We start from the raw sequence: 12,816 nt of genomic DNA, 5'->3' as shown, positions 1-12,816 counted from the left end.
TGCTCCTACCCAAAACCCTGCAATGGTCCGGCAACTGCTTCTTTCCGCTCCCCTGCTGGCCCTGCTGCTGGGCAGCGCGTTGGCCGCACCCGCGCCGGCTGCCGCCCAGGACATGGCCCGCGCCCGGCAGACCATTGCCCGCCTCACGGCTCCCGACCTGCACGGCCGCGGCTACGTGCAGGGGGGCGAGCAGCGGGCCGCGGCCTACCTGCAGCAGCGTTTCCGCGAGCTGGGCCTGCAGCCCCTGGCCCCCGACTATTACCAGTTCTTCACGCTGCCCGTCAACACCTTTCCCGGCCGCGCCGAGTTGCGGGCCGATGACCAGCTACTGCGCCCCGGTCTCGACTTCATTGCCGCCCCCGATTCGGGCCCCGGCGAAGTGCGCGGCCCGGTGTACCAGCTCGATTCGCTGGTCTTCACGCAGCCCGAGGCCCAGCAGGCGCTGCTGGCCAGGCCGCTGGCTCAGGCGGTGCTGGTGCTGACCCACGCCCAGGCCGGGCGGCTACCCAAGTTGCCGCCCGCCGTGCAGGCCCACCTGGCCACGGCCGCCGCCCAGCTTACGCTGGTACCCGGCAAGCTCACGGCCAGCGTGGCCGGCGAGCAGGCGCCGCGGCCCCGGCTGGAGGTGCGGGCCGCCGCCTGGCCCGCCACCGCCCGCCGCGTCCGGCTGCGCCTTGATGCGCGCCTGCAGCCCGCCTACCGCACCCAGAACGTAGTTGGCTACCTGCCCGGCACCGCCCACCCCGATTCGTTCGTGGTGGTATCGGCCCACTACGACCACCTGGGCCGGCTGGGGCGCGACACCTACTTCCCGGGGGCCAACGACAATGCCAGCGGCGTGGCCATGCTGCTGGAGCTGGCCGCCCACTACGCCCGCTCCGAAAACCGCCCCGCCTGCTCCGTGGCCTTTCTGGCCTTCGGGGCCGAGGAGGCCGGGCTGGTCGGCTCGCGCTACTTCGTCGGGCACCCGCTGATTCCGCTGCCCGGCATCCGGCTGCTGGCCAACCTCGACCTGCTGGGCACCGGCGACGAGGGCCTCACGGTGGTAAACGGACGGGTGTTTGAGGGCCAGTTTGCCCGCCTGCAGCGCCTGAACGCGGCGGGCGGCTACGTACCCTCCCTGGCCGCCCGCGGCCGGGCCGCCAACTCCGACCACTTTCCCTTCTCGGAGCGCGGCGTGCCGGCCCTGTTCTTCTACACCCGCGGCGGCATTGCAGCTTACCACGATGTGCAGGACCGCCCCGAAACCCTGCCGCTCACGGCTTTCCGCGCCGTGTTCGGGCTGCTGCGCGATTTTCTGAACGGCGCCGGCGCGGCTGGTGGCAAGTAAGGGGATATATGGAAAGTAAGGGGTGAAAAGCAAGAAGCCGCCTGTCATTCGGAGCGGAGCGAAGAATCTCGCTAACAATGCTAACCCTATCATCAGGGCTTACTATTGCTAGCGAGATTCTTCGCTCCGCTCCGAATGACAGGCGGTTTAATCTATTTACCGTGGCCAGCGAGATTCTTCGCTCCGCTCCGAATGACAATCTTTTTCCTCCATCCTCTGCTGCGCGTTGCTTTCTGATTGCCCCAAAAGCAGTTCACCCGGAATCTGCCAGTAAGGCAAACTCCGGGTGAAGGGTTTGTTGTTTTGGTGGCCGGGCTAGCGGCGCGGGCTTAGCTGTTGCTCTTGAACGAACCCATGATCTGCTTGGCTACGTTCTCCCACTCCGGCTTCTGACGGTCGGCGCAGGTGAAGGTGCACATCAGCAGCTTGCCTTCCACATCGGTGAAGAAGATGAAGGTGTACGACTCGCGGCCCAGCTCCGGCTTCATCAGCTCGAGGTAGCCCACTTTGCGGCCGCTCACTTCCTTCACGCCGTGGCTGAACCAGGTAGCGCCCTTGTACTGCTTGGCGTAAATCTTGTAGAAGTTATCGTGGTACATGTCCACCATGTCCTGATCCGCCGTGTTGTCGGTGTAGGAGAAGGACAGGCTAACTTCCTTGTTGTTGGTGTAGATGACGCTCGGACGGCTCTGCGACTTGGCGTAGTTGAATTCCATCTGCTCCTCGCTCATCACCTCAAAGCCTTTGGGGATGAGGATTTCCACTCGCTCGCTCAGAACGCGCTTTTTAATCAGCTCAACTTCAGCGAAGGGACGGGCCGCCATCAGCAGCACCATCAGGCAGAGTACGGGTAGGGTAAGTAGTGCTTTTTTCATAGAAGTAGGCTGAAAAAAGGTGGGTTGCGAAGTGAGGAAATCCAGCGGCAAGGCGCTTGCCGGGCTGCTTGGATAACACAATTTACGATTAAAAATCCGAAGCGCAAGTCATTCCGTGAAAAACAACCTGCATCCGAACTTGCTGAGGAGCCTTAACTGCCCAATAAAGCCGGATTAGCGGGCCTGACGGGAGTTTCGACCAGAAGAATTATTTTTATGTAATATAAGCGAATACTTGAAAATACTTAATATAATAACAGGAATGTCATATACACAGAAATGTTCTTAAAGTTATATTAATCAACTACGCTGGCAAGCTCGTTTCGGTTTTGGTGCTAGAGAATATTGTTGATCTGCTCCTTGATTTTCTCCAGTTCCTCCTTCATGCTCACCACCAGGTGCTGCATGGCCGAGTCGTTGGCTTTGGAACCGATTGTGTTGATTTCCCGACCAATTTCCTGCGAAATAAACGCTAATTTCTTGCCCGTGGGCTCCGGCAGATGGGCCGTTTCGATGAAGTAGCGCAAATGGTTGCCCAACCGCACCTTTTCCTCGGCAATGTCAAGCTTCTCTATATAGTGCAGAATTTCCTGCTCGAAGCGGATGCTGTTGAAATGCTCGTTGGCGGAGATGTCGGCCAGATGGCTTTGCAGGCGCTGGCGCACCTGCGCTACGCGGCTGGGGTCGTGGCGCTCCACCTCGGCCAGCAGCCGGCTGATGTGCTCCACGTAGCCCAGAATTTCGGCGGTGAGGGCGCGGCCCTCGGCGCGGCGGAACTCGTGCAGGCGCTCCAGGGCCTCGTGCAACAGCGGCAGCAACTCGTCCCAGCTGGTTTCGGTTTCCAGCGGCTCGGCGGCAGCGGCCGTAGCATCGGCGGCGGGCAGGCGCAGGGAGCCGGGCAGGGCGTGGGCCACGGCCGTCACCTGCTCCAGCGACAGGCCGGTGCGCAAACTCAGGGCCTGCAGTTCCTGGCAGGCGGCCCTGACGGCCGCCTCATTCACGATGGAGCCGCCCGTAGCCGTGGCGCGGGGCCGCGCGAAATCGAGGTTGAGGTTGACTTTGCCGCGCACCAGGCTTTTGGCCAGCAGGTTGCGGATTTCCAGCTCCTTGTCCTGCAGAAAGCGGGGCAGGCGCAGGGTCAGATCGAAGGATTTGGAGTTGAGCGACTTGATTTCGACGGTGGCGGCGTAGTGGTCGGTTTCGCGGGTGGCGATTCCGTAGCCGGTCATGGACTGGAGCATGGGCAAAGAAGGGGCTGGCGGTTTGAAGCCGCGAAAGTAGGTCTTTCGGCGGGCAGATGCGGGGCGGGTGACGAGGATAACGCAAACATAACCGCCGCGCAATATTACCATAACAGGGCCAGGGTAGTTTTGTCAAACCCTTTTCGAGCCCCGTATGCAACGCACCCTTACGCTGTTTTTCCTGCTGATACTAAGCCAGGTAGCCCGGGCCCAGCAGGCCACCCTGAGCGGAACGATTCGTGATAAAAAAACCGGCGAAGGCGCCATCGGCGCCACCGTCATCATCACCGGCACCACCCAGGCCGCCCCCGTGGGCCTCGACGGTACCTACCGGCTCACGGCTGCGCCCGGCACCTACACCATCAGCGTGCAATCAATCGGCTACAAGCCCCTGAGCTTCCCCGGCACGGTGCTGCGCGAGGGCCAGACGACCACGCTCAATGGCGCGCTCGAAGAAAGCAGCCAAAGCCTGGGCGAAGTGGTGGTAACGGGCCAGAAACAGACCGGCACCGAAGTGGCCCTGCTCCAGGACCTGAAGAAATCGGAAGTGGTGGTGAGCGGCATGAGCTCCGACCAGATTGTGAAGACCCTGGACCGCGACGCGGCCGAGGTGGTCAAGCGCATTCCGGGTGTTACCATCCAGAACAACTCGTTTATCGTGATTCGGGGCCTGGCCGAGCGCTACAACACGGTGCTGCTCAACGATGCCCTCACGCCCTCCTCCGAAGTCGATACGCGCTCCTTCTCGTTTGACATTCTGCCCTCGTCGGTGATTGACCGGGTGCTGATTTTCAAGTCGGGCGCCCCGGAGCTGCCGGGCGAGTTTGGCGGCGGCGTAGTGAAAGTGTACACCAAAAACTCGGTGCTCGAAAATACCACCAGCCTGTCGGTATCGGCCTGGCACCGGGCGGGCACCACATTTGGCAGCGGCTACCAGCAGAGCCCCCTGCGCAGCCGCACCCAGTGGGCCGGCTACGATGGCGGCGAGCGGAAAATGCCCGCCACCATCGGCACCGAACCCTACAACAGCCAGAACCCGCTCTCCGATGCCCAGCTGCTGCAGGCTGCCCGCGCCCTCGACAACAACTGGAAGCCCACCCTGAGCACCGCCCTGCCCGACCTGCGGGCCTCACTGGGCCTGACGCGCCGCTACGAACTGGGCCGCGCGCAGCTGAGCAACGTCACGTCGGTGTCGTACTCGAACACGCGCCAGCAGTACCAGGTGCAGCGGCAGCGGCTGGAAACGGGCACCGGCAGCTACATCTACAACTACACCGACGAGCAGGCCCAGACTGCCAGCCGGCTGGGCGTAATTCATAACTGGCAGGCTCGTCTGGGCGACTACAACCGCCTGGAGCTGCGCAACTTCCTCAACCAGTACGGCACCGACGAAGTAACCCACCGCACGGGCCTCGACTTTGCCCAGGGCGGCGACGGCCGGGCCCGCGACAACCACGCACTGCACTACCAGAGCCGCACCATTTACTCGGGCCAGCTGGCCGGCACCCACGAGCTGGGCGCGGCCAAAAACACCACCCTGACCTGGCAGACGGGCTACAACTACGTCCTGCGCAACGAGCCCGATTACCGCCGCTACCGCACCGGCCGCGACGTGCCGCTGCCCGGCGACGAAGCCCAGCCTTTTCAGGTCGAAATCAGCCCGATCGGCTCCCAGCAGGATGTATCGTCGTACTACTCGCGACTGCGCGAAAACACCTACATGGGCAGCGGGCAGTGGGAGCAGCGCCTGAGCAGCCGGCGCGACACCACCCGCGAGAGTCAGTACAAGCTGCGGGCCGGCTTCTACACCGAATACAAGGAGCGCACCTACGTCAGCCGCTTCTTCTCCTACGTGCCGGCCCGCCCCAACCGCTTCAATTACGAGTTGCTGCAGCTGCCGATTGAGACGATTTTCGCGCCCGAAAACCTCGATGCCAACATCGGCTTCACGCTGCGCGAGGGCACCGGCGACGAGGACAGCTATAGCGCCGACAACCTGCTGGCGGCCGGCTACCTGAGCGCCGTGGCCCCGCTCTCCGACAGGCTTAACGTGTCGGGCGGAGTGCGGATGGAGTACAACCGCAAGTTTGTGCGCTCGGGTTTGGCCAGCGCCGCGCCCTACGAGGAGAAGCGCACCTTTCTGCTGCCCTCGCTCAACAGCACCTACCACTTCAACCTGCGGAGCCTGCTGCGACTGGCGGGCAGCGTCACGCTCAACCGCCCCGAGTTCCGGGAGGTGGCCGACTACGCCTACTATGATTTCAACAACAACGCCCTGATTCGGGGCAACCGCGACCTGCGCACGGCCAAAATCTACAACGCCGACCTGCGCTACGAGTTCTACCCCACCAAGGCCGAGCTGCTGTCGGTGGGCATATTTTACAAGAAGTTCACCGACGCCATCGAGCAGGTAACCGGCTCGACCACCGGTAGCTCGCTGGAGCTGGGCTTCGCCAATGCCCGCAGCGCCTACGATGTGGGCGTGGAGCTGGAAGCCCGCAAAGGCCTGGCCGACATCACCGAAAACCGGTTTCTGCAGCGCTTCGCCTTCGTGCTGAACGCCTCGCTGGTGAAGAGCCGGGTGACGCTGAGCGAGGATGAGCAGGTGGCCGACAACCTCAACCGGCGGGCCCTGCAGGGCCAGTCGCCCTACGTAGTGAACACGGGCATTTTCTACCAGGATGATGCCCGCGGCTGGCAGGTGTCGGCCCAGTACAACCTCATCGGCCCGCGCATTCTGTTTGCCAGCAGCAACACCCAGAACTTCACCATTTTCGAGCTGCCCCGTCAGGTTATCGATTTGGCAGCTACCAAAAACGTGGGGCCGCACCTGAGCATCCGCGTGGGTATCCAGGACCTGCTCAACCAGTACACCCGCCAGTACTACGACTCGAACCGCGACGGTAAAATCACGGGGGCCGATGGCGGCGCGTTTGCCCGCTTCCGCCGCGGCCAGTACTCCACCGCCGGCCTGACCTACCGGTTTTAGACGCCGTAGGGGCGGGGCTTGCCCCCGCCCGCCGCTGAACGGTACTACCCCAGAACAAAACGCAACCCGCCGTTCGCACCGTGTCAACGCAATCGTTCAACGATAATCGTTCACCGGCGGGCGGGGGCAAGCCCCGCTCCTACGGCGGGCGGCCACCGCAGTCGCCCGGCACCCTCACGCCCGGCATCACACAACATTTCGGTAACCCAATGATAACGGCCCGCTAACGCCTCTGCGCTGCCGCTGCCCGACCTTTACAGGGTAAGAAACCCACTCGTTTTCACCTCACCTCTTTCCGTTGATGCTATGAAAAAGACTGTACTCTCGCTGGCCCTGGCCGCCGCTGCTGTAACCGGCACCCTTAGCCCGCTGCGGGCCCAGACCACCTGCCCCGTGGCCCCGGCGCCGGTCGAGGTATCGGGCTCGATTACCAGCAACACCACCTGGACGGCCGACCGCGTGTACCTGCTCAAGGGCTTCGTGTTCGTGGAAAGCGGCGCGACGCTCACCATTCAGCCGGGTACCATCATCAAGGGCGATAAGGCCTCGAAGGGCACGCTCACCATCAAGCAGGGCGCTAAAATTGAGGCCCGCGGAACGGCCGACCGGCCCATCGTATTCACCTCGAACCAGGCGCCCGGCGAGCGGGACCGGGGCGACTGGGGCGGGCTGATTCTGGCCGGCAAGGCCCCGCAGAACATTCCGGCGGCCCCCGGCCAGCCGTTGCCCAAGCTGGAAGGCGGCCTGACGCCCGACACCTATTTCGGCGGCACCGACCCCAACGATAATTCGGGCGCGCTGCAATATGTGCGCATCGAATTCCCCGGCATTGCCTTCACTACCGACAACGAAATAAACGGCCTGACGCTGGCCGGCGTGGGCGCGGGCACCACCCTCGACCACATCCAGGTTTCCTACTCCGGCGACGACTCGTTTGAGTGGTTTGGGGGCACGGTGAACGCCAAGTATCTGGTGGCTTTCCGCGGCACCGACGACGAATGGGACACCGACAACGGCTTCGCGGGCAAGGTGCAGTTCGGCCTGTCGCTGCGCGACCCCAACATCGCCGACGTGTCGGGCTCCAACGCCTTCGAGTCGGACAACGACGCCAACGGCACCAGCAACTCGCCGCAGACGGCGGCTGTTTTCTCCAACATCAGCAACTTCATTGCTCCTGCTAGCGGCACGCTCAGCGCCAATTTCAAGCGGGCCATGCACATCCGGCGCAACTCGGCCCTGAGCATCTACAACTCGGTGGTGGCGGGCTACCCGGTGGGGCTGCTGCTCGATGGCGCGGCCGCGGAGGGCAACGCCGCCAGTGGCGCGCTGCAGCTGCGCAACAACGTGTTTGCCGGCTTCGCCGATGCCCGCGTGGCCACTGTGGTAACGGGCAGCACCTACGACGCGAAGAAATTGCTGACCGACAACGGCAACGACCTGACCTCGACCGTGGCCGACCTGAACCTAGCCACCGAGAACTTCAACCTGACCAACCCCTTCTTCCAGCCCAAGGCCACCTCGAAGCTGGGCGCCGGGGCCGGGTTCACGGGCAAGGCGGCCGATGCGTTTTTCGATAAGGTGAGCTACCGCGGGGCCTTCGCGCCGGAGGGCGCCACCGGCTCCAACACGGGCAACTGGGCCGCCGGCTGGACCAACTTCAACCCCCAGCTAACCTGCTACAACGCCCCCGGCGTAACCACGGGCACCGCCAAAGCCACCTCCGACCAGCTCCAGCAGCTGGCCGTGGCACCCAACCCCAGCAACGGCCCGGCCGAGCTGCGCTTCAGCCTGCGCCGCGGCGGCCCGGCCACCGTGCAGGTGTTCGACCTGACCGGCCGCCCGGTGGCCACCGTGCTGGCCGGCGCCCCGCTGCCCAGCGGCGACCAGGCGCTGCGCCTGCCCGAAACCCTGCGGGCCGGCGTGTATTTGGCCACCGTCACGACGGGCGAAACCAGCCAGTCGGTGCGGTTTGTGGTGGTGAAGTAGCGGCTGATCTTCCGGCTAAGCAGGAGGCTGCTGCGGTTTTTCGGCCGCTGTGTGATGTTCTACACCAGGCAACTGGCTGTTATTTCACTGTGCTTAATTACCTGACGGCGAGCTGCAACTTGGCGTCTTTAAATATAGAAACAGCTATTCAATCCTTAATCTCCTTATCCGAGCTGGCTGCCCTGGGGCAGCCAGCTCTTTTTAGGTGGGTGCGAAAATGATGCTGCCGCCGCCGGACGTACTTTTGCGGCCGTGCCTGCTGCCTCCTCCTCCCCCCTGCCTCTGCTGCGCGTTCTGCACCTGCCCAAGTGGTACCCCCACCGCTACGACGACCAGGACGGCGACTTCGTGGCCCGACACGTAGCCGCCATTGCCGCCACCAATACGCCGCAGCAACCCCTGCAAAGCGCGGTGGTGTTTGCGGCCGTGGCCCGGGGGCCGCTGCCCGGCCTTATCGAAAGCGAAGTGGACCTGAGCGGCCCGGTGCCCACCTGGCGCTACTACTACCGTGCCCGCCCCACGGGGCTGGCACCGCTGGACAAGCTGCTGAAACTGGGGTTGTGGCTGGTGTGCATGGGCCGGGGCTGGCGGGCCGTGCGCCGGCACTGGCAGGGCCAGCGGCCCCACCTAGTGCACGTGCACGTGCTGCTGCGCACGGGCCTGTGGGCGCTGTGGCTGCGCTGGCGGCACCGGATTCCTTATGTTGTAACGGAGCACTGGTCGATATTTCTGGCAGTGAATAGCTACCGGCTCGCTTGGTGGCGGGGCCGCCTGGCAGCATGGCTGGTGAGCCGGTCCGCCGCTTTCATTCCCGTTTCCGACAACTTCAGACGGGCCATGGAACGGCTGGGCGGCCGGGCCCCGCGCACCGCCATCGTTCCCAATGTAGTCGACACCGACCTGTTTGAGCTGCCCGCCGAGCCGGGCCGGCGCCGGGGCCTGCTGAACGTGGCTGTCTTCACCGAGCAGGCCAAAAACCTGAGCGGCACGCTGCGTACCGTGGCCCGGCTGCGCACCCAACACCCCGAGCTGCAGGTGCATCTGCGCATTGCTGGCTACGGTCTGGCCGAGGCGCAGATGCATCAGCTGGCTTCCGAGCTGGGTTTGCTGGCCGATGGCACGGTGGAGTTTCTGGGCAAGCTGAGCCTGGAGCAGGTAGCGGCCGAAATGCGCCGGGCCAAGGCCTTCGTGCTGTTTTCCAACTACGAAAACCTGCCCTGCGTGCTGATTGAGGCCCAGGCCAGCGGCCTGCCCGCCGTGGCCACCCGCGTAAACGGCATCCCCGAGCTGATTCCGTCCGACGGTTCGGCCGGCCTGCTGGTAGCGCCCACCGACGAACAGGCGCTTTACGAGGCCTTGCTGGAAGTGCTGCGGGCTCCGGCCGGGCGCTTCGATGAGCAGCAGATGCGCACCACGGCCCTGGCCCGCTTCAGCTACCCGGCCGTGGGCGCCGCCTTCCGGCAGGTGTACGCGGCGGTGATTAGCGGCTAGTGGCAGAACGCCATGTGGCGCATGAGAGCTACAGGCTTCGAATGACGTTCTTGCGGCCACCAAGCGCCTTGTCCTCAACTCACCGGCCAAACTGCCCTTCATGCTCCGCCGCGTCGTTCAAAATTTTACCACCCGCCTGGCCACGGCCCTGATCAGCTTTGGAATAGTGTGGCTGACGGCGCGCTACCTGGGCGCGGCGGGCCGGGGCGCCGTGAGTTTATTTGTTACCGACTGCGCGGCTATTCTGCTGTTTATCGGGCTGCTGGGGGGCTCCTCGCTGATTTACCTGGCGCCGCGCCGCAACCTTTGGCATTTGCTGCTGCCCGCCTATGGCTGGGCGGCGCTGGTGTGCGCGGTGGGCACGGCGGCGGTGGGCCTGCTGCGGCAACCCGGGCCCGGGTACCTGCTGCACCTGGGGCTGCTGAGCTTGCTGCAGGCCTTTTTCTCCATCAATACCGCCCTGCTGCTGGGGCGCCGCCGCGAAACCATTTACAACCTGCTCACGCTGGCGCAGGTGGCGCTGCTGGCTGGAGCCCTACTGGCCGCCTTCTGGGCCGGCGGGCGCTGGGTGGCCGTCGAGACTTACTACTACGCCGCCTACCTGGCCTTCGGGCTGCCGTGGCTGCTGAGCCTGGGGCCGCTGCTGCGCCTGCCCGACCCGCGCCGCCGCCACGGCCGGCGGCTGCGGGCCACCACCCGCGAGCTGGCCCGCCACAGCCGCGGGGCCCACTTCTCCAATATTCTGTCCTTCGTCAACTACCGGCTGGGCTACTACTTCGTGGCCTACTTCGCCGACGCCCGGGCCGTGGGCGTGCTTTCGGTGGGCGTCTCACTCATGGAAGCCATCTGGCTGATTCCGCGCAGCGCGGCGCTGGTACAGTACGTCGACCTGGTCAACTCCACCAGCACCGGGCCACTGCCCGATTCGGCGCTGCGCGTGGGGCGGCTGGCGGTGCTGGGCACGGCCGTGGCAGTGCTGGTGCTGGTAGCCATGCCCCCGGCCGTACTCACGGCCACCTTTGGCCGCGAATTCGGCCCGGCCCAGGCGGTCATGCGGCTGCTGGCTCCGGGCGTGGTTATCATGGCCGTGCAGATGCTGATTACCAGCTACTTCAGCGGCCGGGCCCGGTACCGCCTCAACAACATGGCTTCGCTGGTGGGCCTGGTAGTAACCGTGGCCGGCGGACTGCTGCTGATTCCGCGCCTGGGCATTGCGGGCGCGGCGCTGGCCTCCACCTTTTCCTACGCCGCCTCCACGGCCTTCCTGGTCTGGCACTTTCGTCGCGTCACTGGCCTGGGCATTACCGCCTTCCTGCCCGGCCCCACCGACGTGGCCCGCGCCTGGCAGCTGTTGCGGCAGCGCTAAGCCACCCGCACGCTCACCTCAAAAGCCGGCACCGGATTGGCCAGCGGATCGGGGAGCCGGGTGGGTGGCGGCACCACCGGCCGGCCCGCGGCCATTGCGCCCCAGCGCTCCGCATGATGCAAAGCCTGCACCTGCCAGTTAGTTTCGGCGGCCAGCATACGGCTGAGCAGTTGGGAGTTCCGCAGCAGGCTACCAAGCCCGCGCAGGGTTTTGCTGAGCTTAAACAAAGCGGGAGTTGGTGGGCTGGATCGGGTATTCTTTATGGCACGAGTGGCGCAATCGGCAGTTTACACCTCCAATCCACTCTTCCACCAGCTCTCCATTCCACCGCTAGCTGATAGGCACCTTGCGCAGAATGGCCTCAATCATATCCTGAGTGCGGATGCCGTCGGCTTCGGCTTCGTAGTTGAGCAGGATGCGGTGGTTGAGCACATCGGCGGCCACGTCCTTGATGTCTTCGGGCAGCACGTAGTCGCGCTCGTCGAGAAACGCTACGGCCTTGGCGGCCCGGTGCAGCGCAATGCTGGCCCGCGGGCTCACGCCAAACTGCAGATACTGCTGGAACTCGGGCAAATCGTATTCGGCGGGCTTGCGGGTCGCAAACACCAGTTCGATGATGTACTTCTCGAGGGTTTCGGAAATCTGCACCTGGTTTATCTGGTGACGAATGCCGAAGATATCGTCGCGGGTGAGCACCGGGCACACATCGTCGGCGTAGCTCAGGTTGGCCATGCGCCGCATTACTTCCAGCTCGTCGGTTTTCTTGAGGTAGTCGACGTGCACCTTCAGCATGAATCGGTCGACCTGGGCCTCGGGCAGCGGGTAGGTCCCCTCCTGCTCCACCGGGTTCTGGGTGGCCAGCACCAGAAAGGGCAAATCGAGCGGGTAGGTAGTCTCGCCGATAGTTACCTGCTTTTCCTGCATGGCCTCCAGCAACGCGCTCTGCACCTTGGCCGGCGAGCGGTTCACCTCATCGGCCAGCACCAGATTGGCGAAAATGGGCCCCTTCTTCACCTCGAACTCCGAGCGGCTCTGGTTGTAAATCATGGTGCCCACCAAGTCGGAGGGCAGCAGGTCGGGCGTGAATTGTACCCGCTGGAAGTGCAGGTGCAGCACCTTGGCCAGCGTGCTTATAGTGAGGGTTTTGGCCAGCCCCGGCACGCCTTCCAGCAGCACGTGCCCACCAGTGAACAGCCCAATCAGCAGCCGGTTCACCATGTACTGCTGGCCCACCACCACCTTGCTCATCTCGGCAAATGCCTGCTTTATTTTCTGCTGGTAATCGTTGGAAGAAAGCATCGGAGAAGACATAAGCAGGGGCGGCAGGCGGCAGTGGCAGCCCTAAAGGTAACAACCTGGCTTCGGACAGAGTCGGCAGTGGTCCGCCGTTTGTGCCCGATAGTGTACCAAACGAAAAAGCAGCCCCACGCCGGCGGGGCTGCTTCTCGAAAGTACCAGAGACGGGAATCGAACCCGTACTTCCTCACGGAAACGACAGTTTAAGTGTCGCGTGTCTACCAGTTTCACCACTCCGGCTC

9 protein-coding genes and 1 tRNA gene are annotated in these 12,816 nt (G+C 64.0%); 5 read left to right on the top strand and 5 right to left on the bottom strand.

Annotated features, from left to right (window positions below; all coding sequences use genetic code 11):
• Positions 1-22: 22 nt before the first annotated feature.
• Positions 23-1,330 (top strand): M28 family metallopeptidase, encoded by a 1,308-nt coding sequence (locus BMY67_RS01710; protein WP_092767702.1) that lies wholly within the window; start codon positions 23-25, stop codon positions 1,328-1,330.
• 329 nt (positions 1,331-1,659) lie between these two features.
• On the opposite strand, the gene BMY67_RS01705 is transcribed toward BMY67_RS01710, so the two are convergent.
• Together BMY67_RS01705 and BMY67_RS01700 are read right to left on the bottom strand one after the other, a co-directional pair.
• Positions 1,660-2,205 (bottom strand): hypothetical protein, encoded by a 546-nt coding sequence (locus BMY67_RS01705; protein WP_143069660.1) that lies wholly within the window; start codon positions 2,203-2,205, stop codon positions 1,660-1,662.
• A gap of 335 nt (positions 2,206-2,540) precedes the next feature.
• Positions 2,541-3,446 carry a YicC/YloC family endoribonuclease gene (locus BMY67_RS01700; RefSeq protein ID WP_092767698.1) on the bottom strand — a complete coding sequence of 302 codons (906 nt, stop codon included), beginning with the start codon at positions 3,444-3,446 and terminating at the stop codon, positions 2,541-2,543.
• A gap of 154 nt (positions 3,447-3,600) precedes the next feature.
• Here BMY67_RS01700 and BMY67_RS01695 point away from each other — a divergent pair, with 154 nt between their 5' ends.
• The 4 genes from BMY67_RS01695 (at position 3,601) to BMY67_RS01680 (ending at position 11,278) form a co-directional block, all read left to right on the top strand.
• Positions 3,601-6,435 carry a TonB-dependent receptor gene (locus tag BMY67_RS01695; RefSeq protein WP_092767696.1) on the top strand — a complete coding sequence of 945 codons (2,835 nt, stop codon included), beginning with the start codon at positions 3,601-3,603 and terminating at the stop codon, positions 6,433-6,435.
• 306 nt (positions 6,436-6,741) lie between these two features.
• Positions 6,742-8,421 (top strand): T9SS type A sorting domain-containing protein, encoded by a 1,680-nt coding sequence (locus tag BMY67_RS01690; protein WP_092767694.1) that lies wholly within the window; start codon positions 6,742-6,744, stop codon positions 8,419-8,421.
• A gap of 252 nt (positions 8,422-8,673) precedes the next feature.
• Positions 8,674-9,912, top strand: a complete 1,239-nt coding sequence (locus tag BMY67_RS01685) for a glycosyltransferase (RefSeq protein WP_092767692.1) — start codon at positions 8,674-8,676, stop codon at positions 9,910-9,912.
• 100 nt (positions 9,913-10,012) lie between these two features.
• Positions 10,013-11,278: a lipopolysaccharide biosynthesis protein gene (locus tag BMY67_RS01680; RefSeq protein WP_092767690.1), complete on the top strand. Its 1,266-nt coding sequence runs from the start codon at positions 10,013-10,015 to the stop codon at positions 11,276-11,278.
• Here BMY67_RS01680 and BMY67_RS01675 read toward each other — a convergent pair.
• The 3 genes from BMY67_RS01675 to BMY67_RS01665 all read right to left on the bottom strand — a co-directional run bounded on the left by BMY67_RS01675 (position 11,275) and on the right by BMY67_RS01665 (position 12,814).
• On the bottom strand, positions 11,275-11,505 hold the full coding sequence (locus BMY67_RS01675; protein WP_092767688.1) for a hypothetical protein: 231 nt from the start codon (positions 11,503-11,505) through the stop codon (positions 11,275-11,277). The two genes, BMY67_RS01680 and BMY67_RS01675, sit on opposite strands and share 4 nt — an antisense overlap.
• 103 nt (positions 11,506-11,608) lie before the next feature.
• The gene (locus tag BMY67_RS01670) at positions 11,609-12,589 is read right to left on the bottom strand and encodes an AAA family ATPase (RefSeq protein ID WP_245744834.1); all 981 of its coding nucleotides are present in this window, start codon (positions 12,587-12,589) and stop codon (positions 11,609-11,611) included.
• Positions 12,590-12,730: 141 nt separating this feature from the next.
• Positions 12,731-12,814, bottom strand: a tRNA-Leu gene (locus BMY67_RS01665).
• Between the last annotated feature and the right edge of the window lie 2 nt (positions 12,815-12,816).

The sequence above is a fragment of the Hymenobacter actinosclerus genome, assembly GCF_900111515.1.
Taxonomy (GTDB): Bacteria; Bacteroidota; Bacteroidia; order Cytophagales; family Hymenobacteraceae; genus Hymenobacter; species Hymenobacter actinosclerus.
Note: the sequence above shows the minus strand (reverse complement) of the source record. Positions and strands in the feature narration are given on the sequence as shown.